The sequence below is a fragment of the Marinifilum sp. RC60d5 genome, from assembly GCF_052400665.1.
GTDB lineage: Bacteria > Bacteroidota > Bacteroidia > Bacteroidales > Marinifilaceae > JBQTGK01.
Genome location: NZ_JBQTGK010000015.1, coordinates 25887 through 50706, shown reverse-complemented (window position 1 = coordinate 50706; position 24820 = coordinate 25887). Strand labels below are relative to the sequence as shown.

Below are 24820 nucleotides of genomic sequence, written 5' to 3'. Positions count from 1 at the left end.
TAAAAATGATATTAAATATGAAAAATTATATATTTCTTATAGGAGCTTTACTTTTAACTATGGGAGCTTGCGATGTTAACTATCAAAGCAATCCTAATGATCCGGAAGTAGCTCCAACTTATACAATCTTTAACGATGCCGTTAAAGAGATGATTGATGATACACATGACGAGTGGTTTACAGGACGTTTCACTCTACCTACTATGCAATATTGGGCTCAAACGGAATATACAGAAGAAGATAGATACCAATATAGAGAGTCAATGAGAGAAACATGGGAAGATTTATACATTAATCTGGAAAACTTCCGTCAAATTATTGATTTAAATACTGATGAGGCTACAGCGCCAGGTGTTTCTGCCTATGGTGCTAATGTAAATCAGATTGCTGCATGTCGTATTATGATGGCATGGACATTTAATTTAATGGCTGATACTTGGGGAGATATTCCTTACTGGTCACTATCTACCGAAGATGCTGACTTTGAGGCATTGAATGTTAGTGGTGATTTCTTGAAACCTAAATATGCACCTCAGTCTAAAATTTATCCTGATTTATTAAAGCAACTTCAGGAAGCTGCTGATATGATAGATGTTACTCAAGCTGCATTTACTAGTGGAGATCCTATTTATGGTGGCGATGCTGCCAAATGGAAGATGTTCGCGAATTCTCTTCGATTAAGAATTGCAGTTAAAATTCTTGATGTTTATCCTGCTGCTTCATCCGACATAACAGCAGCTATATCAAGTGGAGTATTTACTTCTAATTCTGATAATGCTGCATTAGTATACGAATCGAATCAAACAAATGGATCACCTTTGCAGAAAGCTTTTAAAGATAGAAGAGATTTTGCTGTAGCAAATAGCTTTATTGATTTATTAGACGGAACTAAAGGTGGATTTGGATCAGATCCTCGTTTATCGGAGTATGCTGAAGTTAATCAGTTTGGTAACTATGTTGGTATTCCTTATGGTATTCTAAATGAGCAGTCGGCTGCTTTTAAATGGGAATCTTTGCCTGCTGTATCAATTACAGGTTGGGATCCAAATGCTGATGGAGGTAAAGGAGCACACTTTTTTACAAATGCTACTCAAACATTAATGGATTACGCAGAAGTAGAGTTTTTATTGTCTGAGGTTAATGGATGGTCACAAGCTGAGTATGAGGCTGGTGTAACTGCTTCTATGGAAGATTGGGGAGTAGCTGCTGCCGATATTACTTCTTTTGTAGGTGCATTACCTGCTGCCAGTGAAGAGAATGTATTGACACAAAAGTACATTGCCTTATATATGCAGTCACATACAGCATGGGCAGAGTACAGAAGAACAGGTTATCCGAAAACTTTAATTGCACCTAATACTGATTATTCTGTGGATGTTGTTACTGATGCTGAAGGTACTGTTCAGTCGTTTGATTATAATTTTACACCACTTGTTGAAATCTCTGATATTTCTTATAGAATGGAATATCCAGGACAAGAATCAACTTTAAATGGAGAAAATTATCAGGCTGCTGTTAGCTTGTTATCAAATGGTAATATGATTACATCGAAACTTTGGTGGGATGTAAACTAATAAATGAAGAGTTACTTGCTATAATTTAGTTGTAAGATTATAGTACTACTTATAAATAATTATCACCCCTTAGTAGGCTTAGGCTTGTTAAGGGGTGTTTTTATTTTATACTGCAAAAGACATTGATACTCGAAAAATAAAGGATAGTATAACTATGGGCCTGAAGGTCTGATTTGGAATTTATAATCAGGAATAAGCTTATTATTGTTACTTTCTTTGATCAATTATAGAAAAGAAGATAGAAGTAAATGCTGATTATAGCGAATAAGAAAGCCCAAAAACATAATTTCTACCCATTGCACTTATTCCTGATGAATAAGGTCTGTAGCGCTTGTTAAAGATGTTTTCGATAGCGAAATTGAGATTAAGTTTTCTGCTTAACAAATAAGAATTTTTCCAGTTAAGGATTAGCCAATTCGGAGAATAAGGATTACCATTTTTATCTTTTGCATAAAGATAGGCCTTGTCCTTTTCGGTAGTTGCTAAATCTTTATAGCTAATTTCTCCGTTGTACTCCAATTCAAGCTTAGATTTAAGTTGTTTTGTTTGATACTTTATATCGAATGAGCAGAAAAAAGGTGGAACATGACGAACCGGACTACCATCTTTATATTCACCGTAGGTAAGGTTAAGATTTCCATCGGCAGTAAGATGCGTGTTTAATTTTACTATTGTATTTAGGTTAAAACCCCAAACTTTTGCATTATCGGTATTTACAATTGCTTGAACTTCACTCTCTACACCATCGTAAAGCATTGTGTTTTTTCCATTAAACGAATAATCATCACGAACCATTGCCTGATCTAAAAACGAGTAAAACGCATTGAATTCAGCAAAAAGAACCTGAGCAAAATTTTTATTAACACTAAATTCGAAGTTGTAAATGTATTCAGGCTTAAGCTTATTGTTAGGAACCACAACTTTTCCGGGTTCCGAATCAAACACCTTTCCAATGTCATCGATATTGGGTGCTCGAAAGCCCGAAGTTGCGTTTATTTTTAATCCCCAGCCTGACGCAGACTGATGAGCAATTCCAAGTCCCCCGTTTATTGCTCCGGTCGATAAATTAAGGCTCTCAAAGGGAAAATCATAAAAACTGTTGTCAAGTTGCGAATTAATCCAGACATGAGAATATCTAATCCCTGTATTCAGTGTCCATTCATTATTTATCTTCCACTTAAAATTGGAGTAAAAGGCAAGACTGGAATATTTAGAATCATCAGGATAACGACTAGCAATTTCTTCGCTTTTTTTTGTGGTGATATCAGTAGCATAAGCTTCTGAGTTTAGTTTGTTGAGGGTCCATTCCGAACCATAAAAAAAGTGAGTTTTGGTAGATATTTTCTTTTCTGCATCTACATTAACCGAGTAGATATCTAGTTTTTCAAATCTGTTTCTTTTCGAATCAGAACCGAATTTTCTATCGTGTCGGCTTTCTTCATAGTTTTGATATGCCGTATTTATCTTAAAGGAATCGTAGAACTTATTTTTCGTACTGTTATTAATCTGTAAATTGTGTAATTGTAGCTTCTGTGGACCATAGTACCATTCGGCATACTTTAAATTCTCATTATTATATTGAGTTAATCGATCGTAACGAGGAATGTTAGAACTTGTGGTGTAATGAAATCCGTAAAGTAGTTCCAGATTCTTCGAAGCTTTATATCTTACTTTCTGAACCGTATTAAACTGATTGTAAGCCGTGTATTTTTGTTTTTCAGGGTCGGAATTGCTTATGATCTTGTCGATATTATTTTCTCTAAGCACATATTCCTTACGCAAATAATCCTCAGACCCATGACTACCCATTTTTTGATCACTAAAATCGCTATAGGAAAAGCTACCCGCAAAACTTAGCTTTTCTTTTCCGAAATTATAATCTGCGTGATTCATAATTTCATGATTAGCCGACGAATAACGATTTTTATATGTCAATTTAATGTTCGTCTTACTAGAGGTGGAATATTTTGGTGTAAGCGAATGAAAATCCATTACACCACCAATAGCATCGCTTCCATAAATTATAGAACCAGGCCCTAAAATTACTTCGGCCGATTCCAAACTATTGGGATCTATGCTTATGACATTTTGTAGGTTTCCGCTTCGGTAAATTGCATTATTTAATCGAACACCGTCGAGTACCAGTAAAACACGATTTGCCGAAAATCCTCTAATCATAGGACTTCCTCCTCCTAACTGACTTTTTTGAATGTAAACTTGTTTCGATGTTTTTAGTAAATCGGCCGAGGTTTGAGCCGTACTATTTTTTATTTGCTCTTCTTTTATTTGTACTATTTTTAAAGGGATCTCAGAAGAATTTTGTTCCCATTTATTTGCCGAAATAAGAACTTCCCCTATTGGAAAAATACTTGATTCTAACTCAATTATAAATGCTTGTTCCTCTACTATTTTAAAAGTAATCTGGATATTCCGATAGGATGGATGCTGCAGGAAAATTGTTTCCGTTCTCGAAAAGTCGGAGATATCAGCCTTTCCTTTTTTATTTGTTAAAGTAGAATTATGTGAATCAAACACATAAATATTTTCGATAGGCGTTTTGTTTTCAGAATCAATAACTTTAATAAGCTGATTAAAGCCTACATGTCCGGTAAGCATCAAAAGAGTAAAGAGTAGGTAGCGAGTCATTTGTAGTTTATTTTTTTTAACTAGCTCAAATGTATGATAAATATTTTAATCAGAATATAAAAAAAAGGCATCTCTTAAGATGCCTAAGGTTTAGAATATATAAATGAGTTAATTTTCTGTTATAATTGCTTTTTCGCCCTGATCATAAATTAAATCTTTTGGAATTCTGGCTCTTTGAATTCGATATAGATCCTGAAGCAAATCATTTCGAATAAAACCTTTGTCTTTAACTAATCGATCGGCGGCAGCATAATCTCCATTGCCTTGTATTTCTAATACAAGTTTGGTAAGAGATTCTATGGCTTTTTTCATTTTGTAATCGTTAATTTTATAGGTGCCGGTTTTTGAGTTATACTTAAAGGCTTCCTGTTCTTCGAAATAGTAGAATCGAATCATATTGGCAACTCCTTGAGAGTCGGTAATACCAAATCGTATCGATCTAAATACATCGGCCATATAGGTTACGTAATTTTCAAGCATATTGATATTTTCCAGTTGTCTCATTTCATGAACCTGATTTAGTAGATACATTCTTAAAACATCATTTTTTAATTCGTTAATTACATTGGAATGTTCTTTTAAAGCATCTTTTACATCTCCGTTTCCGTTAATGGTATTTGAAATTCCAAGTTCATTGCTTATCTCATAGAAAATTGTATTTAAAAAGAAAGAATCAAAATTTACATTTCTTTTTTGTTTTTCATCAATCACCAGTGCACTGATAGGCATAAGAATTTTGTCGAATTTTGCCTGCATTACATTCTTAAAATGCACTTTTCTGGTTCCACATTTAATATGATTGTTTCCAATTGGAAGGTTCAGACCGATTAATTTGTTTCCAGCATTGCAATAACCCGAATTGTAAAGAACATCGTATATCACAATATTTGCTTCACTGATATTTGATTCAGATTTAAATTTATCGTTAACAGGTAAGTTTTTTTGTAAGAAGGGAAGTAGGGAAGCGTATTTTTCTGTCTTTTTTGTCCATTCCTTATTCCTCAAAAGAATAAATGCTCCATAGGAATATTTTGTCCATAACAGATGATCCTCACTATTTACAATAGGTCCGGCAATAAAATCGAGAGAACTGTCATTTAATTTCAACCATAAACAGTCGCTTTTTTCAAAATTATCAGATACTAAATCTTTAGCTCTTTGTTGTAAATAGATTTTAAATTCTTCTGATTCAGCTAATTCTGCCGCTGTATTGAGGTAGCTTGCAGCATTGTTTAATTCAGCTTTGAAAGCATTGCGATAGGGAATAACTTTTAAGTTGCCCTTCTTATCACGTTTAATAATTGTAAATGGATTGTATTTGTTGTCGTCAGTAAGATTAAAAAATTCTTCCTGATTTAAATCAGAGGGGAAGAATCCAATTCCTAGTGGTCGGGGTGGAAAGTCATCTGTAAAAGATGTGAAGCCATCCAAACGATCCCAGGGACCGTAATTAATCATGGCATATTCTTTCATATCCTGATTGCTAATCTTACTTAAAAGTGAATCTTTATTGCCGTATGCCTGCATCCAATAAACTTTATCAATAGCATTTGCAGCTTTTATAAGGTTCGAAAATACTTTAATTTCTTGTGCAGAGAGAGAATTAAGATCGGCTGATAGTTTTACTTTTGAATAGTTGGCTAATTTTCGCTGCATTACAGAATCGGCTGTTTTTTTCTGTTCTACCTTTTTATCTGGCTGGCAGGATACTGCTAGCGCGATCGAAATAATTAGTCCAAATAAAAAAATGGGATTTCGCATCATAATAGTAAGGTTTAAGTGTATGATAAAGCAAATTATTTTAACAATTGGACATGTAAAAAAAGCTTGATTAATATTTTGTGTTCTATAATTTATGTGAAACGAATCACTCTTTATAAGTTACGAAAAATACCACCCAAAAAAAAATAGAATTGATGCAGCTAGGTTTCATTCAATTCGTTATTTGTGAACTTATTAGGTGGTTTATAGATGCAAAAAAAAGCAAGATTAGTAAAGACATTTATTGTCTTCTAATCTTGCTTTTCTATTATTGGATCTTAGGATCTAATCTTTGTTCTTTTTTTCTTCCGGATATTCTATTCTTGCATGGTAAACATTAATTAATGCATTGGTAAATATTTCCTTAATTTCATTGATATTTTTAAATGTAATATCAGCATTTGCAAAGCGATGTTCGCTCACCTGTTTGTCGATAATACTATCAATTAATCCTCGAATGCTTTCCGGCGATTTTACTTTTAAGCTTCTCGAAGCAGCTTCAATTCCATCAGCCATCATTAAAACAGCAGTTTCTTTGCTAAATGGGTCAGGACCCGGGTATTTGAATTTTTCTTCATCAATTTCTTTATCCGGATATTTATTTTTGAACGAGGTATAGAAATACATTACTTTTCCAGCCCCATGATGCGTCTCTATAAAGTCGATTATTTTTTGAGGAAGTTTATATTTTTTAGCAATTTTTACACCGTATTTTACATGATCGGTTATAATTTGAGCACTTTTATCGAATTCTAAATTATCATGGGGATTTGAGTTTGAAAGCTGATTCTCGATAAAGTAAATGGGATGTTTCATTTTACCGATGTCGTGATACAAAGCACCTGTTCTTACCAATAAAGGATTTCCTCCAATATGGTTAATTGCTGCTTCGGCAAGATTCGCAACCTGCAAAGAGTGTTGAAAAGTACCAGGCGATTGTTTTGTAAGCTCTCGTAAAAGTGGATGATTCTGATTAGATAACTCTATAAGGGTTACATCAGAGAGAAAACCAAATAATTTCTCGAATATGTAAATTAAAGAATACGAGAAAGTAAGAAGCAGTCCGTTAATGGCAAACCACATAAAATTAAACCAGCTGAGTTCTGAAATATGACTGATTTGAGTTATCGCGAAAGCAAAATACACAACACTATAAGTAATAAAGGTAATAACTCCTGTGAGTACCAATTGTCCCCGTCGTTCAAGGCGAGGTAAGCTATAAATTGCCATAATACCTGCCGACATCTGTAAAAATACAAACTCGAATCCATTTGGGGCTAAAAATCCGGTAATTAACACTGTAACAATAAATACAAACAAAGCCGTACGGCTGTCCATAAGCGTTCGAACCACAATTGTTATTAGTGCAAAGGGAATAATATAGATGTTAATTTTAGGGAATTTTAAAACCAGAGTAGTAATGGCTACAAACATTAAAACCAACATAAAAATAAAGAGGAGTTTTTTATTGTCGTGCAGAATTTTTCTCCTGAAATTTCTTAAATATAAAAACAATAAAACAATGCAGGATATTACCAAAAGACTCTGTCCTGCCAGAATTAGATAGTGGTTTTGGGAGGAGCCTAAAATATTTTCATAATCCTTTTTTAGCGATTCCAGAATAAGAAAAGTGTCATCGTTAATGATGTCTCCTCGAAGTACAATTCGTGTTCCATAATCTACTTTTCCTTTGGTAAGTGAAATATTCGAAAGCATGCTGCTTTTTACCTGTTCTGATACCTCTTTATCATAGAATAAATTTGGCTCCAGATAAGAATCAATATTTAAATCTTGAATAAAACCCTGAAAAAGACCCGATTCAAAATCTTCTTTAATTTGATTGTTTAAAGTTTCATAAGCCTCACGTGATGAGAAAATATCATTAACACTTATAAGTTCGTTTATATTATTAAGCGATTTATTTATGGTTTTAGGAAGTTCGAAATTGTATTTTTGCTGTTCGTTTTGCAGATCGGCAATGCCTTTCTGATAAAAATTAGATAAGTTGGTTTTTATATAATTGCGAGTGAGTATTTTTTCGGCCTCATTTCTTTTGGCTGAATATTTTAAAGCTTTAAAGCTCGACGATTTCTCAAATTTGTTCCATTTTTTAGCAAAATTAGATTCAAACTTTTTCATTATTCGGGGATATACCGAAGTATCTGTTTTAAAAAAAGGACTGAAACGAGTCAGGATACTATCGCGGTTACTCTTGAGTTCCTTTTCTGTTTTTAGAATTGAAAAATCGAAGGGTGCAATAAGTGTCTCATGCATCCAGGGTTTGCCCTTTTGGTATTCGTATTTAAAATTTCCAATATTCGGAAATAACATTATTATTAGAATAACGGTAATTGCCGTTATGGAAAAACGATAAATGTTATTTAGGTTCTGACGGATCAACCTGAAATATTTGTTCATTGAGTTATTCGTTTTATATGGTTTTACCAATACTAAAATTCTTGTATAAAATTAATCGAATATCTTTTGCTAAAAAATTATTATTGTTTTCTTTTACCCATATTATATAAAAGCAAATATATTAAACAGGAAGTAAAAACATAATTTTATTTTTTATATTTGATTGATACGAACAATAAGCAAAAAATAAATGAAATACGGCATTTCCGATTTAAGTATTATTCCAGTACGAAATGAGTCTGCAGAGAAAAGCGAGATGGTCACACAAATATTGTTTGGTGAGTATTTTGAGATTATCGAGGAAGTAGAGAATTGGAGTAAGGTTCGACTAGCATTCGATAAGTATGAGGGATGGGTTGATACAAAAATGATTACTGAGATTTCAGAATCCACATTTCAGCAGTTGGAAAATACGATTCCTGCAATTGCCAATGATACTTTTAATCTGGTATATCAGGAGAAGGATTACTCCAATAAATTAATTGTTCCGGGAAGCTCTTTTCCATCTTGTAATTCTCAGGAAAAATCCTTTAGTATCGGCGATAAAAAATATTTTTATCAGGGAAAGGTTAATGATAATTCACTAGAAAATCATATTCGGGATTCTATTATCAAAGCGGCCTTAAAGTATTTTAATGCCCCCTATTTGTGGGGTGGACGAACACCTTATGGCATCGACTGTTCGGGATTAACGCAAATTGTTTACAAATTAAATGGTATAAGCTTACCCCGCGATGCCAGTCAGCAGGTTTTAATAGGCAACTCCTTAACATTTGTTGAAGAAGCCTTGCCAGGCGATTTGGCTTTTTTCGATGATGCAGAGGGAAGAATCACTCATGTAGGAATTATCTGGGACAGGCATAAAATTATTCATGCCTCAGGAAAAGTTCGTATCGATAATGTCGATCATCAGGGAATTTTTAATGTAGATACCAAACGATATTCACACAAGCTTAGAGTCATTAAAAGAATCCTTAGTAGCGATAAATAGAATACCCGGGAAGTGACATAATAGCACATGTGTATTATAACTATTACTCATTCACACACATCATGTACACCTATAAATATCCAAGACCCGCTTTAACTGTTGATTGTGCAATATTTTGCAAATGCAGGGGCGAACTATATGTTTTATTAATTCAGAGGAGAAACGATCCTTATAAAGAAATGTGGGCTTTTCCGGGGGGATTCGTTGATATGGATGAGGATCTGAAGACAGCAGCTTTTCGTGAATTAAAAGAGGAAACCGGATTTGAGGGAATTACCTTAAGTCAGTTCAAAACTTATGGTGCAGTAAATCGAGATCCCCGTGGCAGAACGGTCTCAGTAGTTTATATTGCTCAAATGGAAGCATCGGTATTGCCCTTGGTAAAGGGAGAGGATGACGCATTAAAAGCCCAATGGATTAAAGTTGATAGTTTACCTAAGCTGGCATTCGATCACGAACAAATTATGCAGGACTTAAAAGAGCATTTAAGCATCTGTTAAACAGGATTCCAGATAGCTTAATCCATCGGGACCCAGGTTAAACAGGACATCTAAAATGCTAAGGTTCGCCTGAAAACCATGTTTGTCTCCAAACACCTGAGTGTATGGTTTTGCCTCAAACATAAGGTCTGTTTTATTTTTAGATGCTTTAGGATGAATTGAATCGCGGTAATTGATAATATGATCGGCTTCGGCTTCAATAAAATCATCGGTTAGTACCGTATTACATTCTATTTCCAGTAAAGAGCAAATTTCTTCCTGAATTTCCAGGTTAAAATCCAGAAGAAATTCATGTTTTTGTGTGAAAAATCGCTCTAAATCGTCAATGTAATACTCGTAGAAGGGAGAAGATTTGTAGCCTGCTTCAATGCCTTTTAAATGTAGTTTTTGCCAATTCGTATCGTAGGAAATTCTAACATCTTTGGTTAGTATTTTTTTGTGAGTAGCTTTTTCCACAGGAACCGACAAAGGCAGTACCCCATTAGCTCCGTATATGTTACATCTGTTTCGGTACGATTGTTTAGAATAGTTTTCCCATTGTTCAATCAGTACTTTATTGTATTGAATTAATTTGCAATAATACTGAATTGGGGCAAAATATGAAGTTGCCAGTAAGGCCTGAGTATTTTCCATTTTAAAATTATCAGATGTATTCTCGCCATCTGTCTGGTATTTATTTAGAGAGATGCCTTAAAAAAAACGTAATAAACTGTGATATCACAACAGTGCGAAACTACAAAAATCATGGTAAAAGAAAAAGACACCAGAAGGTGTCTTTTTGCTAATTTTTTATTGTGAAGATTAGTGGATCCATTTAAATATTCTGTCCCATCTGATTTTTTCGAATGCACTTTTATTTTTATCCAGCGAAAGCCAGATAAACGAAGCTTTACCTACCACATGATCTTCAGGTACATATCCCCAATATCGAGAATCTGCAGACATGTGACGATTGTCACCCATCATCCAGTAATAGTTCATTGCAAACGTATAGGTATCTGCAGGTTTGCCGTTAATATAAATGGTAGAATCTTTTACCGATAAAGAATTTTCTTCATAAGCATTAATTACCCTTTCGTATAAAGGCAAAGTTTCCAGATTAAGCTTTACAGTTTGTCCTTTTTTGGGAATTACTAAAGGTCCAAAGTTATCTCTGTTCCAATTGTAATGATCGCTAAAAGGAAAAACATCTTCGGGAGCCCCAACATTATAAGTCATTTTAACAATAGATGATACATTGCTTAATTTAGCTAATTTGGCAGCTTTAGCCTCCGATAAGGGCATTTCATAGATTGATCCACTTTGTCCGATTTCGGTTTTCGTGATGTTCATCTCTTCCAATTTCCTTGGATTTATGAGGCTGCCATTTGTCCTAATCTGGTATCTGAATTGCATTTCCTCAATCTTATCCTGCTTTTTCCCGTTAATGTAAACTTGTCCGTCGATACTGGAAATTGTATCGCCAGGCATTGCTACACAGCGCTTAATATAATTTTCTCTTTTATCAACAGGCCTTGATCTTATTTCATTATTCTCTGCCAAATATTTTCGGGCCATTTTTTTGTACGCTTCGTCGTTTTGCAGTTCACGGCCTTTTTGCATGTCCGAAGCTTTTACCGAGTTAGCAATTCCTCTAATGCGCGAGTAGTAATCGGGATTTTCCTGTCCCACAATTATTGTATCCCCGGCAGGGAAATTAAAGACTACAACATCGTTTCTTTTAATTTCGTTGATACCCGCCAGTCTTTTATAAGGCCAATTGATCCATTCCAGGTACGATTTTGTTTGTGTAGTTCCCGGCATTGTATGATGGGCAAAGGGAAACGATAGGGGAGTGTTCGGTATTTTTGGCCCGTAAGCAACTTTACTTACAAAAAGATAATCGCCAACCAGTAAGGATTTTTCCATCGATGAGGTTGGAATTGTGTAAGCCTCAATAAAAAACATTCTTATTATTGTGGCAGCTACAACTGCAAAAATAATTGCATCAATCCATTCAACAGCTGCACTTTGCTTCTTAACTCCTTTTTTCTTCCAAAAAGCCCAGTGTACTTTTTTGCTGATGTAAACATCAAATAATATTGGTAAGCCTAAAATTAGCCAGTAATTACCAATCCAGATAATCATCAGTAATGCTACAAGTAAAGCCACTGAAAATTTAAACCATTTGTTTCTTAGTATGTCTTTCATTCAATCTATTTTAAATGATTTTCTAATATTTTATTTTATAGTTGTAAAAGATCATTCATACCATAAAAACCCTCTTTTTTAGGCATAAATTCGGCTGCTAATACAGCCCCTAAAGCAAAACCTTTTCGGCTATAAGCCTGATGTTGAATACTAATCTCATCAACTTCCGAATGCCAGGTAACAGCATGAGTTCCCGGAACAGCACCATGTCGTTTGGCAAGTATGCTCACTTCATCTTCTTTCATACTTGTGGCTTCAATCCATTTTTCCTTTTTTGGATGATTATCGATTATTCCTTCGGCCAAAGTAATTGCAGTTCCACTTGGAGAATCTAATTTGTGGGTATGATGAATTTCTTCCATATCAACATTGTATTCCTTAAATGGAGCCATTAGCTTGCTTAACTTTTTATTTAGTTCGAAGAATAAATTTACTCCCAAACTAAAATTTGAAGCATAAAAGAAGCCTTTTCCTTTTTTACAGAATTTTTCTATTTCAGGCATTTTATCCAGCCATCCGGTTGTTCCCGAAACAACAGGGATATTAGCCTTAAAGCATTCTATATAGTTGTTGTAGGCCGAATTAGGATTTGTAAATTCGATGGCTACATCAATGTTTTTAAGATGCTCAGGACAAAGATCATTTTGATTGTCCTGATCAATAATTAATTCTACTTTATGTCCGCGGCTAATGGCAATTTGCTCTATTTCTTTGCCCATCTTACCATAGCCTATTAATGCAATTTTCATTTGTGGTTATTTTTTTGGGAATTGTATTGTGAATATAAATCGTATTAAAATATCATATTACAATGGGTATAATAGTTTCCCTGCTAGTTATGATTCCAAAAATAGTAAATCCGATTCAGAACTAAGTCAATGGATTCCTATTATTGTAGTGTTTTTCGACAACTTACTTTTTATGCACAATAATCAACACAAATAAGAGGTTGAAATTTTTGTATTAAAAAAGGGATTGTGAACCACAATCCCTTTTCAAAGTAAATAATTTATAGTACTATTATTTAGCTGTTTGTGCTTTTCCCACTACAGCTTTAAATGCTTCTGGATGATTTACTGCTAAATCAGCCAAAACCTTACGGTTAATTTCGATATTAGCTTTGTGCATCAAACCGATTAATTGTGAGTAAGATAGACCTTCTAGTCTAGCTGCAGCGTTAATACGCTGAATCCACAATGCACGGAAATTCCCTTTTTTCTTTTTTCTATCGCGATATGCGTATTGCAAACCTTTTTCGTAGGTGTTTTTTGCTACGGTCCAAACATTTGCTCTTGCACCAAAGTTACCTCTGGTTTCTTTCAAAATTCTTTTTCTTCTAGCTCTTGAAGCTACAGAATTTACTGATCTTGGCATAATTCCTAATTTTTGAATGTTAGCGTTCCATTTAAGGACTCTTTGGTGCTAAATCACTCGGTTAATAAACTTAAAAAATCAATTACTGATTCTTACAACATGTTAAGCATTAACTTAACGTTTTTCTGGTCTGCTTTGTTAACAGTTCCAAAATAGGTAAGATTTCTCTTCCTTTTAGTGCTTTTTTTAGTCAAAATATGACTTTTAAAAGCGTGCTTTCTTTTGATTTTTCCAGATGCAGTCAAAGTAAATCTTTTCTTTGCGCTGCAATTTGTTTTCATCTTAGGCATTGTACAAACTAATTATTGATTATATAAACTATATTACTTTTTCTTTGGTGTAATGAACATGGTCATACGTTTTCCTTCTAATCTTGGAAGTTGCTCTACTTTTCCCAGCTCTTCTAAATCCTGAGCAAATTTTAACAATAAGATTTCTCCTTTGTCTTTAAAAAGTATCGAACGACCTTTAAAGAAAACATAAGCTTTCACTTTTGCGCCTTCGTTAAGAAATTTTTCAGCATGCTTAAGTTTAAAATTGTAGTCATGTTCGTCGGTGTTTGGACCAAAACGAATTTCTTTCACGACAACCTTAACGGCTTTAGCCTTCATTTCCTTTTGTTTCTTTTTCTGTTGATAAAGAAACTTTTTGTAATCGATGATCTTACAAACTGGTGGATCGGCTTTGGGTGAAATTTCAACTAAATCTAATTCTTGTTCTTCAGCAAATTTTAATGCTTCCGAAATTGAATACACACCTGGTTCTACATTGTCTCCAACAACGCGAACACTACGGGCTCTAATTAACTTATTGATTTTGTGTTGAGCCTCTTGAGGTTTTCTTGGTCCTCTGTTTCTTTGATGAAATCCAGCTATGGCTAGGTCCTCCTTATTTAGTTAGTAATTCTCGATAGAAGATAATTGACCTTCTACTTCTTTATTAATAAATTCTGCAAATTCTGTAATAGTCATTGATCCCATGTCTCCTTCTCCTTGTCTGCGTACAGAAACAGTATCTTCAGTTGCTTCTTTTTCTCCTACAATGATAAGATACGGGGTCTTTTTCAACTCGTTATCACGGATTTTACGTCCGATTTTCTCGTTGCGATCATCTAATACGGCGCGAATATCGGAATTATTTAACGAATTTAAAACTTTTTTCGCATAATCGTTGTATTTTTCGCTAATTGGCATGATGACAGCTTGTTCAGGTGTTAGCCACAATGGGAATTTACCTCCTGTATGTTCAAGCAATACGGCTACAAAACGTTCCATGGAACCAAATGGAGCACGGTGAATCATAATTGGTCTGTGTTTCTGATTGTCGCTTCCAACATATTCCAGATCAAATCGTTCGGGTAAATTGTAGTCTACCTGAATGGTGCCCAATTGCCATTTGCGTCCGATTGCATCCTTAATCATAAAGTCAAGCTTTGGACCATAAAAGGCTGCTTCGTCGTATTCGACAACCGTTTTCAATCCTTTTTCGTCGGCAGCTTCGATAATTGCTTTTTCTGCTTTGTCCCAATTTTCTTCCGATCCTATGTATTTTGAGTGGTCTTCTTTGTGTCGTAAAGAAACCTGAGCTACATATTCGTTAAAATTAAGCGCTTTAAATATGATAAAGATAATATCAATTACCTTTTTAAATTCATCTTTTAATTGATCAGGAGTACAGAAAATGTGAGCATCATCCTGAGTAAAGCTTCTTACACGTGTTAAACCGTGTAGTTCACCACTTTGTTCGTATCGGTAAACAGTTCCAAACTCGGCAAGTCTAATTGGCAGATCTTTGTACGAATGAGGCTTAAATTTGTATATCTCGCAGTGATGAGGGCAGTTCATCGGTTTTAACAAATACTCTTCCCCTTCCTGAGGAGTTTGAATAGCCTGAAATGAATCTTCGCCATACTTATCGTAGTGACCCGAAGTCTTGTACAAGTTAATGTTACCAATGTGTGGAGTAATCACCTGGTCGTATCCGAATTTTTTCTGAACACGCTTTAGAAAGTTCTCTAGGCTTTCGCGAAGTTGAGCTCCTTTTGGCAACCACAATGGCATTCCCTGACCAACATTTTGTGAAAAAGTAAATAATTCCATTTCTTTTCCCAATTTTCTGTGGTCGCGTTTTTTTGCTTCTTCCATCATTTCCAGATACTCATCCAAAAATTTCTTTTTTGGAAAAGTAATACCGTAAACACGGGTAAGCTGTGGTCTTTTTTCGTCGCCTCTCCAGTAAGCACCAGCAATTGAGTTTAATTTAATTGCTTTTATAAGACTTGTGTTGGGTAGGTGTGGACCTCTACATAAATCCGTAAAGTTTCCTTGTTTGTATAAGCTTATTGTGCCATCTTCCAGCTCATTAATTAATTCCAGCTTGTACTGTTCATTTTTTTCGCCGAAAAATGCAAGAGCGTCTTGTTTGCTAATATCGCTTCTTACGTATTCGTTTTTGTTGCGAGCAAGTTCAATCATTTTTTGCTCAATTTTAGGAAGGTCCTTATCCGTAAGGGCAGTACCATTACCTAAATCAACATCGTAGTAAAAACCCATGTCAATAGCAGGGCCAATACCAAATTTTACTCCTGGGTATAAAGCTTCTAATGCTTCAGCCATTAGGTGAGCAGAGCTGTGCCAAAAAGCATGCTTTCCTTCTTCATCATCCCATGTGTGAAGCTTAATGCTTGCATCTTCATTAATCGAACGTGTAAGATCATACAACTGCTCATTAACGCTAATAGACAAAACTTCTTTTGCCAATCGATTAGAAATGCTTCTAGCAATCTCAAGACCTGAGATTCCAGCTTCAAATTCTTTTACTGTTCCATCCGGAAATGTAATTTTAATCATCCTATTGTTTTAAATTTTTATTCACACCGCTACAAACCGGCATGATATACTAAAATAGAAAATATGAACTTCAGAATTAAATCATTCACTCCTGACGAATTTTTCTTCGGCAAAAATCTGTTATCCTGAAATTCAATTCACAAAGATATAATTTTCTTATAAAGCAAAGCTTAAATTAACAGGCAATGTTTTCTTATTCTAAAGATTTATGTGGAAAGCTTTATTCTTATCAATAAAATATGTTTAAACTAGGCTGCTGTATTTGCTTATTTGCCTTTGATGAGAATATTTATTGATTTATATCAGCTATTAAATTTTTCTTTTCTCTAAAAAAAGTCGAATCTTTGAGCTTTAGAATAACAAACGATACGAATTGCAAAATAACTCAACTATTATGAAGAATTTTAAACAGATACTTGCCCTGGCTTTTGTCTTGTGTTTTTCGGCTTTTACTTTCGCACAGCAAAATGCGAAAAAAATTAGCATGGAAGATTTGATGCAGAATAGAACATTCAGTTCCAAATCGGTATATGGTTTACGCTCAATGAAGGATGGTATCCATTACACAACACTGGAAGAAGCAGGTACCAAGATTGTAAAATACAGCTTTGCGACTGGCAAAAAGGTTGAAACGCTGCTCGATTTAAGTACATTTAAAGAGGCCGAGATTAAAAATATTAGTGAGTATGAGTTTAGCTCCGATGAGAAGAGAATTTTACTGATGAGTAATCCCGAAAGAATTTACCGAAGATCTTTCACTGCCGATTATTTTGTGTTTACTTTTAAAAATAAAGAGTTAGTTCCTCTTTCGAAGAAGGGGAAGCAACGTTTGGCTACATTTTCGCCCAACGGAAATAGGATTGCTTTTGTAAGAGATAACAACATTTTTATTCATAATGTTTTGTTTGGATCTGAAATTAAGATCACCAAAGATGGAGAGTTTAATGCCATTCAGAATGGAACTCCAGATTGGGTTTACGAAGAGGAATTTGAATTTAATAAAGCATTTGCATGGTCGCCCGACAGTGAATTTTTAGCTTACATGAAATTTGATGAAAGTCAGGTGCGAATGTTTAATATGAATAAGTTCGAAGGTAAATATCCACAGGTTAAAGAAAATGCTTTGTATCCTGAGAATTATACCTACAAATATCCAAAAGCAGGAGAAAAGAATTCTGAAGTTAGTGTATGGGTTTACAATATTGAAGATAGGATCACTAAAAAAATGGATGTGGGTGAGGATAAAGATCAGTATATCCCAAGAATTAAATGGTCTAAAAATCCAAAAATGCTTAGCATTTACAGGTTGAATCGCCTGCAGAACAAACTGGAGCTTTTATTGTCGAATGCAAAAACAGGCGAATCGGATGTGATGTACACCCAGGAAAATAAATACTACGTAGAAGAAGGAAATTTTGATTTCCTGACTTTTCTGGACAATGGAACGCAATTTATTTATGCAAGTGAAGATGATGGTTTTAACCATTTGTATTTGTATGATATGGCTACCGGAAAAGCGGTTCAGCAAATTACCTCGGGCGATTGGGATATGACAGATTTCTTAGGTTTTGATGAAAACAAGAAAGTATGTTATTATGAAGCTGCTGAAATTTCTCCTTTGGAAAGAAATACCTATTCCATAAAATTAAATGGGACTGGTAAAAAACTAATAACTCCTGAAAGAGGAACCAACAGAACGGTTTTTAGCGAAGGTTATAAGTTCTACATTAACTATTTTTCCAGCGTAAAACAGCCCAATAGAGTTAGCCTTTACAATTACAAAGGAAAACAGATTCGTGTTCTGGAAGACAATAATGAACTGATTGAGAAGCTGAAAAATTATCAATACAATCCCAAAGAATTTACCATGCTGCCTTCTGCCGATGGTATGACCATGCTAAATGCCTGGATCATTAAGCCGTACAATTTCGATTCCTCAAAGAAATATCCTTTAGTGATTACGCAGTATAGCGGACCCAATTCGCAGAGTGTTGAGAACAGCTGGAGTTTCGATTGGTATCAGTATCTGGCACAGGAAGGATATGTTGTTGCTTGTGTAGACCCAAGAGGAACGGGAGCCAGAGGACAGGAATTTCGTAAATGTACTTACATGCAACTGGGAAGACTAGAGTCTGATGATCAGATTGCGGCTGCTAAGGCTCTTGCTGAAGAGGCTTATATTGATGAAAACAGACTTGCCATTTGGGGCTGGAGTTATGGTGGCTTTATGTCTTCGCTTTGTCTGGAGAAAGGAAATGATGTTTTTGCTGCCGCCATTGCTGTTGCTCCTGTTACCAACTGGAGATATTACGATTCGGTTTATACTGAAAGGTTCATGAGAACTCCTCAGGAAAATGCCAAGGGCTACGACGATAATTCTCCTATTAATCATGTTGACAAGTTAAAAGGTTCCTTATTGCTTTGTCATGGTACTGCCGATGATAATGTTCACATACAAAATACTTATGAACTTTCGGAACGATTGGTACAGGCCGACAAGCAATTCGAAATGCAAATTTATACCAATAGAAACCATAGTATTTATGGTGGAAATACAAGATTACACTTGTACAAGCGTTTCAATAAATTTTTAAAAGAGAATTTATAGGGAGATTGGATCTAATTAAAGAGGATAGAGGAAGAATTGTAAAATTTTTCCTCTTTTCTTTTGTGCAAATACTCAGAAAATTAGGGGGTGCTGACAGATTTTTTTTAAACTTTTTTGCAAAATATACTTGCCAGAAAGGCTGGATTATCTATATTTGCATCGCAAAAGTTTAGAACAAGCTTTAGCAAATATGCGAGAATAGCTCAGTTGGTAGAGCATAACCTTGCCAAGGTTAGGGTCGCGAGTTCGAGTCTCGTTTCTCGCTCGAAAAAATTGTTGAGTTTTTCCTTTGTCAGCAATTTTAGAGTAATAATAAAAAGGAAAATGCGAGAATAGCTCAGTTGGTAGAGCATAACCTTGCCAAGGTTAGGGTCGCGAGTTCGAGTCTCGTTTCTCGCTCAAGAATTATTACTGTACAAGCATTACATGGCCGCTTCATTTTAAATGGGGCGGTTTTTTTATTGAAAAAATCTTTACAAACAGGCTACCCAAAAAAAGTAGCTTATTTTAATATGTTAGGAAGTAAAGAGAAAATTAATACTCACCAGTCGGGTGTATAAGTCATCGCTTTTGTCGTATAGCAATGTATAAAAAAAGGGAAAATGTGAGAATAACTTATCCCGATAGCTATCGCTAGATAGAGCAAGAGGTATAATAATATGCGAGAATAGCTCAGTTGGTAGAGCATAAGCTTGCCAAGCTTAGGGTCGCGAGTTCGAGTCTCGTTTCTCGCTCAAGAATTATTACTGTACAAGCATTACATGGCCGCTTCATTTTTTAATGGGGTGGTTTTTTTTGTGCTAAAATCAAAAAAAAAGCCTGCCCGAAGGCAAGCTATTAAAATCTATGATAATATAATTTTAGAAGGTAAAGCCAAAATTCAAACTTACCAACCAGGCATTTAAGCCATCGCTTCTGTCGTAATAAGCTGCACGCAAACCAATACTTTTAAATTGTGCGCTTTTATTTTTTCGGAATGGAGATTTAAAATTCCCAATTCCCATTACTGGAGAGTACTGTAATCCTAAACCAATTTTATAGCTGTTAAGATCCGATAAATCGTAGTCGGAGGTATAAAATTCAGGCGTGTTACTTGCACTTGCCTCACCAAATTCGTAAAAATCATCAGCCGCAGTTTGTGTGTGATACCTGAAAAAAGGCGATACAATAAACGAGGAAGAAAGCATCATTGGTAACTCAACACTTGCTGTGTGAGCAGTAATTCCCCAGCTATCGGTATAAAAACGATAGAAAGTTTTCAATCGCATAAAATCGCTTACATAATAATTAAAACGCATCGAAACAGGAATTTTTAGACGATTGTCGTCCAGGTGTTCCACATTACTCAGCTCTCTTAAAGTGCTCATGTTGTCGTAAATATTCATGCCACTGGCATTATCGAAAAATACCCGGTGAAAAGGAGTGGACAGCAATCCGCTTTGTGAAACCACCTCGGCCGAAAACAGGGCTTGTAAGCGCTTGTTGATTACCTGTGAGTAAGACAAACCAAATTTTAAAGTTGTTCTTGTGTCGTCGGTAATGCTTTGTTTTTCTGGTTTCTCTCTGATCTCATAAGGATATAATAAATCCCAGCTATCATTCATAAATAAAGCATCAAGCGTTACAGAACGGTTTTGATCTTTAGAGTTAAAGGTGTACGAACCTCCAAAGTTAAAGGAGCTTACATCGTACTCGCTCGAAAATCCGGCAAGGAAGCTATAATCGTTACCCGATTTGGCAAGCTTGTGAGAATAGGAAGCGTTGATGTGTGCTCGTGCATCCATACTTGAAGCAGATGATTTATGTTCAGTATCGAAATAATCAATATTATCGGTCGAAGCCGACGAGTAAATGTCGACACCAAAATTTAAATCCAGACTCGATAGTGAATCCATGGGAATGTGAACCACGAAGCTTGGAGCTACGTTATCCAGTTCCTCAGTTCCTTGTCCCCCGGTAACGGGAGAGTGGTCGCCATCCTGCTCATAGTAATTAAGCAAAAAATTCACCTCTGTATCCTTAAAATCTTCGGGCGATTTTTTCGTTTTTACTTTTTTAAGACTGTCTTCCTCTTTGTCGTCTATGCTGTTTTTATCGGTCTGAGCCGAACTGTATAATGATATTGATAACAGCATCATTAGTGTGTAAAATGTCTTTAGTTGCATCCGCATCCTCCTCCCGATTTTCCTCCATTGGCACCTGCGGCACCTTCTCTGTAGGCTTGAAAATTAGTTTCGTAGACTTCTAGTTTTTTTGCTTGCAGTGCCATTTCGGAATCGTTAAGATAGGCTTTTTGGTAGGCCGCAACCGAAACACAGCTGTTTAGCGCTATCATGGCTAAAAAGCCCATGAGCAGCAGGTTTAGTTTTCTTCTATTTTTCATTGGTTTCTCCAATCTGTATTTGATGTTTACTTGATATATTATTGGCCTTGTGGTATTCCAGTTTCAAATTGTCTGAGGTAATCATATTTTGATCATCGGTCACCATAATACACTCAATTCCTTTTAGTTTATTAATAAGTTTTAATCCGTCCTCTTTTCCCAATACGAAAACCGAGGTGGCCAAAGCATCGGCAAGTTCGGCATTGGGGCATATAATAGTTACGCTGCTTAAGCCCTTAACGGGATATCCGGTTCGCGGATCAATAATATGGCTGTAGCGCTCTCCATCTATCAAGATAAATTTTTCATAATTTCCCGAAGTAACAACCGCTGTTTCGTCGATAGTTAACCAGGAAAAAATATGATTCTTTTCTTTGGGGTTTGAAATTCCAATTCTCCAGCTTTTGCCACCTTCATCTTTTCCCCAGCTAATAAGATCGCCCGATGCATTCACCAAAGCACCATCAAGATCCATTTTCGACATTAGCTCTAAGGCTTTATTGGCAGCATAACCTTTCCCAATGGCGCCAAAGCCTATTTTCATGCCTTTGTTTTTTAAGAAAACACTTGTGTTGTCCTTATCAAGAATAATATTTTTATAATTAATTTTTGAAACAGAGGCAGCAACATCCGCCGGGTTGGGCAGGCTGTTTACGCTTCCGTCGAATTTCCAAATTTTATCCATTGAAGCATAGCTGATATCAAAAGCTCCATGTGTTAAGTTCGATATTTTTTTGCTCCGGCGAATTAAGTTGAATAATTCCTGATTGACTTTAACGGGTTTTATTCCCGCATTATGGATTATCTCAGAGGTCTGAGAGTTTTCGTCCCAGGATGATATTAATTGTTCTATTCTTTTGATTTCTGTAATCCCCGCTTGTATGGCTACTTTGGCTTTTTCCTGATTGGTGCTTACTGCTGTAATTTCGAAGCGTGAGCCCATTAGCAGTAATACTTCGGTATATGATTTGCTTTGAGCCATCGCACTGGATAGAAATCCAAGCAATAATCCAATACTGAGAATGATATTTTTCATTCTGTTGTTATTGTTTAATAATTGATTTAATGTGTTGGATGTATTCAGAAGGACTCAATTTTTTATATCCGGTTTTTCCTAAGACCTTGCCATCCTGATTCATTAGCACAATGGTAGGGAATTGTCCTTTTTTATTGTATTTGGCGGCCAATTGCTCATTGTATTCAACTTGCTCTTTGGCTAAGCGATTTTTTTTCAGCCTGGGAAAATCTACGTCCAGTACAATTAATTCTTTTTTGGCGAAAGATTCAAATTCATCGGTGTTCAGTATTGTTTTTTTTAGGAGAATGCATCCTCTGCACCAGTCTGATCCCGAGAAATTAATAAAAATAGTTTTGTTTTCTTCTTTGGCTTGCTCTAATGCTTTTTCGAGGCTGTTCTGAGCCGAAAGAGTAAGAGGCGCGATGCTAAAAATAGCAAATAAGAACAGGCTTATTTGTAAGAATTTCTTCATAAATCCAAATTATATATTTGTTAATAGATGAAACAGCAAGAGCTGTTATTTAGATCAAATCTAAAAATAAATATTTAATTTGAACTATTGTAAGCGTTAAAATATGTAAAAAACTATATGTATATATAGATTAAGAGCCGGAATGTATCGTTTAAACTAATAATTCCTAATTCTATAGTTCTACGCCATGATTGTATAAAATACTGATCACTTCCGAGCTTAAAATTTGTTTGACAGATTGCAGCATCTGATCAATTTTCTGATTGCCGATATCGGTTAAGCCAAGAATAATAAAAGCCGAATTTCTGTCGGCAGGAGCATCTTTAATGAGTTCGATTAAAATATTGGTTCCCGAGTGAAACTCCTTATTCGAAAGAACAGAAAGATTTACAAAAAACTGACTGGCTGCACGTATGATTCTGCCATCTTCTTCGACCTGAATAAAAGGAAACAATGCCAGAATGGCTTTGGGGTTTTTCTTTCGGACAATGGCACTGAGTGCCGTTAGCAGTTTCGTACGTTCTTCGCTGCTGGTATTTGCAGACAAAAATTCATACATGCGAAATAAGGTAGGAATCATTTTCTTATTGCGACTTTCGCCATATAAAAAGAAGGTTCTGAAAGCCATAACCTGTATTTCATTTTTATCTAGTTCGGTCCATTTTTCAGTTTGCAATGCAATCTGATCAAGATAAGTGTAGTCCTTTTTCTGTTCTGCCATCTGTAGTTTTTATTTGCCTGCAAAGATATAATGAATGCTTTTATAGAAAAGATTTCAGGAGAAATTAATTTTCTAATATCAATGTTTTTTATTCAATCGATTGAATATGTTTTGCAATTCTTACTTTTTTGTTAATTTTGCTCTCCCTTGCCCAGGTGGCGAAATTGGTAGACGCGCCAGCTTGAGGGGCTGGTGACCTTATGGTTGTTCGGGTTCGAGTCCCGATTTGGGCACCCCTTTATCGGCAGATAAAATAAAGCGCTTATTCTTAACGGAATAAGCGCTTTTTTAATTAATAATGAGTAATCGAAAGTCCAAAGGTGGAAAAGTGTAAAGGTAAAAGGGTGTAAAAGTCAAAAAAGTCTTGAAAAGTCGAAAGCTTGGAGCTGACTGCTAATTAATAATGAAGAATTAAAAATTTTCCAGCGGCTATTTTTCGACATTGCCAAAGCAGGTGGGGCACCCATAGCTGCAGAAGGCGTTAAAAACAGAATTCCATGAGTGAGGAACGAGCGAATATTATTCTGTTTAGCCTTTAAAGCGTGATGGGTCACCGATTGGCGTAGTCTTGACCTTTTTGTTTCGTTTTTGGGTCAAGCCAAAAATGAAAAGCCCGTCCGGCTAGAGGACAAGAAAGAAAATCAAAGGTCAAAGGTCAAAGGTCAAAGTCCAAAGGTCAAAAGTCAAAGGTCAAAAATCCAAAATCTAATCCCGAAGTGCCGGGAAGCTGACTGCTAATTAATAATGAAGAATTAATAATTTCTGGCGGCTATTTTTCGACATTGCCAAAGCAGGTGGGGAACCCATAGCTGCAGAAGGCGTTACAAACAGAATCCCATGAGTGAGGAACGAGCGAATATTATTCTGTTTAGCCTTTAAAGCGTGATGGGTCACCGATTGGCGTAGTCTTGATTTTTTGTAACTTTTTTATCAAGTACCGAACGAAGAGAGATTATGAATACCCGTGAAAATTATAAATGAATCAAAAAGTTTAAAAAGCCCGTCCGGCTAGAGGACAAAGGGAAATTAATAATGAGTAATTAATAATTTCCAGCAGCTATTTTCCGACATTGCCAAAACAGTAACCATAAGAGTAAATCCCGATAATTATCGACACTAGAAAATAAAGAACAGATTGCCGCGGCCTCGTACCTCCGCCTCGCAAAGACAGAGGAAATGAGGACAAAGAGTAATTAATAATGAGTAATTAAGAATTAAAAAGCCGAAACAGGGCAGACCGACATTGCCAAAGCAGGAGATGCTGAAACAAGTTCAGCATGACGAATGCTAGCGGCTTAGGACCCGCATCAGGAAA

At 35.5% G+C, this 24820-nt stretch carries 19 protein-coding genes and 4 tRNA genes; 8 read left to right on the top strand and 15 right to left on the bottom strand.

The annotated features are described in order from the left end of the window. Positions 1-17: 17 nt before the first annotated feature. Positions 18-1574, top strand: a complete 1557-nt coding sequence (locus ACT3CE_RS17905) for a SusD/RagB family nutrient-binding outer membrane lipoprotein (RefSeq protein WP_444711134.1) — start codon at positions 18-20, stop codon at positions 1572-1574. A gap of 255 nt (positions 1575-1829) precedes the next feature. Here ACT3CE_RS17905 and ACT3CE_RS17900 read toward each other — a convergent pair whose 3' ends face one another. From ACT3CE_RS17900 to ACT3CE_RS17890, 3 genes are all read right to left on the bottom strand, one after another. Then, positions 1830-4220: a TonB-dependent receptor plug domain-containing protein gene (locus ACT3CE_RS17900; protein ID WP_444711133.1), complete on the bottom strand. Its 2391-nt coding sequence runs from the start codon at positions 4218-4220 to the stop codon at positions 1830-1832. A gap of 108 nt (positions 4221-4328) precedes the next feature. Further along, on the bottom strand, positions 4329-5984 hold the full coding sequence (locus ACT3CE_RS17895; RefSeq protein WP_444711132.1) for a dipeptidyl-peptidase 3 family protein: 1656 nt from the start codon (positions 5982-5984) through the stop codon (positions 4329-4331). 282 nt (positions 5985-6266) lie between these two features. Next, the gene (locus ACT3CE_RS17890; protein WP_444711131.1) at positions 6267-8399 is read right to left on the bottom strand and encodes an HD family phosphohydrolase; all 2133 of its coding nucleotides are present in this window, start codon (positions 8397-8399) and stop codon (positions 6267-6269) included. Between the two features lie 190 nt (positions 8400-8589). Between ACT3CE_RS17890 and ACT3CE_RS17885 the strand changes: the two genes are divergently transcribed. After that, complete coding sequence (locus tag ACT3CE_RS17885; protein ID WP_444711130.1) at positions 8590-9390, top strand: C40 family peptidase; 801 nt, start codon at positions 8590-8592, stop codon at positions 9388-9390. Between the two features lie 62 nt (positions 9391-9452). Continuing rightward, positions 9453-9890 carry an NUDIX domain-containing protein gene (locus ACT3CE_RS17880; RefSeq protein ID WP_444711129.1) on the top strand — a complete coding sequence of 146 codons (438 nt, stop codon included), beginning with the start codon at positions 9453-9455 and terminating at the stop codon, positions 9888-9890. Here the strand turns inward: ACT3CE_RS17880 and ACT3CE_RS17875 are convergent. The 7 genes from ACT3CE_RS17875 to thrS form a co-directional block, all read right to left on the bottom strand. Further along, positions 9876-10523 (bottom strand): WbqC family protein, encoded by a 648-nt coding sequence (locus ACT3CE_RS17875; RefSeq protein ID WP_444711128.1) that lies wholly within the window; start codon positions 10521-10523, stop codon positions 9876-9878. The genes ACT3CE_RS17880 and ACT3CE_RS17875 overlap by 15 nt on opposite strands. A gap of 168 nt (positions 10524-10691) precedes the next feature. After that, positions 10692-12080, bottom strand: coding sequence for a signal peptidase I (gene lepB, locus ACT3CE_RS17870; RefSeq protein WP_444711127.1), 1389 nt, complete (start codon positions 12078-12080; stop codon positions 10692-10694). Positions 12081-12115: 35 nt separating this feature from the next. Beyond that, entirely contained in the window at positions 12116-12829 is a 714-nt protein-coding gene (gene dapB, locus ACT3CE_RS17865) for a 4-hydroxy-tetrahydrodipicolinate reductase (protein ID WP_444711126.1), read from the bottom strand. A 271-nt stretch (positions 12830-13100) separates the two neighbouring features. Further along, positions 13101-13454 (bottom strand): 50S ribosomal protein L20, encoded by a 354-nt coding sequence (gene rplT, locus ACT3CE_RS17860; RefSeq protein ID WP_444711125.1) that lies wholly within the window; start codon positions 13452-13454, stop codon positions 13101-13103. Between the two features lie 92 nt (positions 13455-13546). After that, positions 13547-13735 carry a 50S ribosomal protein L35 gene (rpmI, locus tag ACT3CE_RS17855; protein WP_425593783.1) on the bottom strand — a complete coding sequence of 63 codons (189 nt, stop codon included), beginning with the start codon at positions 13733-13735 and terminating at the stop codon, positions 13547-13549. Positions 13736-13777: 42 nt separating this feature from the next. Next, positions 13778-14329, bottom strand: a complete 552-nt coding sequence (gene infC, locus ACT3CE_RS17850) for a translation initiation factor IF-3 (protein ID WP_320120730.1) — start codon at positions 14327-14329, stop codon at positions 13778-13780. 21 nt (positions 14330-14350) lie between these two features. Continuing rightward, entirely contained in the window at positions 14351-16303 is a 1953-nt protein-coding gene (thrS, locus tag ACT3CE_RS17845; protein ID WP_444711124.1) for a threonine--tRNA ligase, read from the bottom strand. Between the two features lie 394 nt (positions 16304-16697). On the opposite strand from thrS, the gene ACT3CE_RS17840 reads away from it, so the two are divergent. The 4 genes from ACT3CE_RS17840 (at position 16698) to ACT3CE_RS17825 (ending at position 19645) form a co-directional block, all read left to right on the top strand. After that, on the top strand, positions 16698-18911 hold the full coding sequence (locus tag ACT3CE_RS17840) for a S9 family peptidase (protein ID WP_444711123.1): 2214 nt from the start codon (positions 16698-16700) through the stop codon (positions 18909-18911). 192 nt (positions 18912-19103) lie between these two features. Beyond that, positions 19104-19176, top strand: a tRNA-Gly gene (locus ACT3CE_RS17835). A 61-nt stretch (positions 19177-19237) separates the two neighbouring features. Beyond that, positions 19238-19310: transfer RNA gene (locus ACT3CE_RS17830), tRNA-Gly, on the top strand. A 262-nt stretch (positions 19311-19572) separates the two neighbouring features. Further along, a tRNA-Gly gene (locus tag ACT3CE_RS17825) sits at positions 19573-19645 on the top strand. Positions 19646-19771: 126 nt separating this feature from the next. Here ACT3CE_RS17825 and ACT3CE_RS17820 read toward each other — a convergent pair. The 5 genes from ACT3CE_RS17820 to ACT3CE_RS17800 all read right to left on the bottom strand — a co-directional run bounded on the left by ACT3CE_RS17820 (position 19772) and on the right by ACT3CE_RS17800 (position 23505). Beyond that, the gene (locus ACT3CE_RS17820) at positions 19772-21049 is read right to left on the bottom strand and encodes a DUF3570 domain-containing protein (protein WP_444711122.1); all 1278 of its coding nucleotides are present in this window, start codon (positions 21047-21049) and stop codon (positions 19772-19774) included. 17 nt (positions 21050-21066) lie between these two features. Beyond that, positions 21067-21294 (bottom strand): DUF4266 domain-containing protein, encoded by a 228-nt coding sequence (locus ACT3CE_RS17815; protein WP_444711121.1) that lies wholly within the window; start codon positions 21292-21294, stop codon positions 21067-21069. Next, a complete protein-coding gene (locus tag ACT3CE_RS17810) occupies positions 21284-22330 on the bottom strand; it encodes an FAD:protein FMN transferase (protein ID WP_444711120.1) in 1047 nt (348 codons plus the stop codon). The genes ACT3CE_RS17815 and ACT3CE_RS17810 overlap by 11 nt, the downstream gene beginning before the upstream one ends. 7 nt (positions 22331-22337) lie before the next feature. Further along, complete coding sequence (locus ACT3CE_RS17805; RefSeq protein WP_444711119.1) at positions 22338-22784, bottom strand: thioredoxin family protein; 447 nt, start codon at positions 22782-22784, stop codon at positions 22338-22340. Positions 22785-22956: 172 nt separating this feature from the next. Then, positions 22957-23505 (bottom strand): hypothetical protein, encoded by a 549-nt coding sequence (locus ACT3CE_RS17800; RefSeq protein WP_444711118.1) that lies wholly within the window; start codon positions 23503-23505, stop codon positions 22957-22959. Between the two features lie 149 nt (positions 23506-23654). Between ACT3CE_RS17800 and ACT3CE_RS17795 the strand changes: the two genes are divergently transcribed. Then, positions 23655-23738, top strand: a tRNA-Leu gene (locus ACT3CE_RS17795). The last annotated feature ends 1082 nt before the right edge of the window (positions 23739-24820 follow it).

Bases quoted from the DNA above. Each gene is read 5' to 3' on its own strand.
- ACT3CE_RS17905 (WP_444711134.1), top strand. From the start codon at position 18: ATGAAAAATTATATATTTCTTATAGGAGCTTTACTTTTAACTATGGGA.
- ACT3CE_RS17900 (WP_444711133.1), bottom strand. From the start codon at position 4,220: ATGACTCGCTACCTACTCTTTACTCTTTTGATGCTTACCGGACATGTA.
- ACT3CE_RS17895 (WP_444711132.1), bottom strand. From the start codon at position 5,984: ATGATGCGAAATCCCATTTTTTTATTTGGACTAATTATTTCGATCGCG.
- ACT3CE_RS17890 (WP_444711131.1), bottom strand. From the start codon at position 8,399: ATGAACAAATATTTCAGGTTGATCCGTCAGAACCTAAATAACATTTAT.
- ACT3CE_RS17885 (WP_444711130.1), top strand. From the start codon at position 8,590: ATGAAATACGGCATTTCCGATTTAAGTATTATTCCAGTACGAAATGAG.
- ACT3CE_RS17880 (WP_444711129.1), top strand. From the start codon at position 9,453: ATGTACACCTATAAATATCCAAGACCCGCTTTAACTGTTGATTGTGCA.
- ACT3CE_RS17875 (WP_444711128.1), bottom strand. From the start codon at position 10,523: ATGGAAAATACTCAGGCCTTACTGGCAACTTCATATTTTGCCCCAATT.
- lepB (WP_444711127.1), bottom strand. From the start codon at position 12,080: ATGAAAGACATACTAAGAAACAAATGGTTTAAATTTTCAGTGGCTTTA.
- dapB (WP_444711126.1), bottom strand. From the start codon at position 12,829: ATGAAAATTGCATTAATAGGCTATGGTAAGATGGGCAAAGAAATAGAG.
- rplT (WP_444711125.1), bottom strand. From the start codon at position 13,454: ATGCCAAGATCAGTAAATTCTGTAGCTTCAAGAGCTAGAAGAAAAAGA.
- rpmI (WP_425593783.1), bottom strand. From the start codon at position 13,735: ATGAAAACAAATTGCAGCGCAAAGAAAAGATTTACTTTGACTGCATCT.
- thrS (WP_444711124.1), bottom strand. From the start codon at position 16,303: ATGATTAAAATTACATTTCCGGATGGAACAGTAAAAGAATTTGAAGCT.
- ACT3CE_RS17840 (WP_444711123.1), top strand. From the start codon at position 16,698: ATGAAGAATTTTAAACAGATACTTGCCCTGGCTTTTGTCTTGTGTTTT.
- ACT3CE_RS17820 (WP_444711122.1), bottom strand. From the start codon at position 21,049: ATGATGCTGTTATCAATATCATTATACAGTTCGGCTCAGACCGATAAA.
- ACT3CE_RS17815 (WP_444711121.1), bottom strand. From the start codon at position 21,294: ATGAAAAATAGAAGAAAACTAAACCTGCTGCTCATGGGCTTTTTAGCC.
- ACT3CE_RS17810 (WP_444711120.1), bottom strand. From the start codon at position 22,330: ATGAAAAATATCATTCTCAGTATTGGATTATTGCTTGGATTTCTATCC.
- ACT3CE_RS17805 (WP_444711119.1), bottom strand. From the start codon at position 22,784: ATGAAGAAATTCTTACAAATAAGCCTGTTCTTATTTGCTATTTTTAGC.
- ACT3CE_RS17800 (WP_444711118.1), bottom strand. From the start codon at position 23,505: ATGGCAGAACAGAAAAAGGACTACACTTATCTTGATCAGATTGCATTG.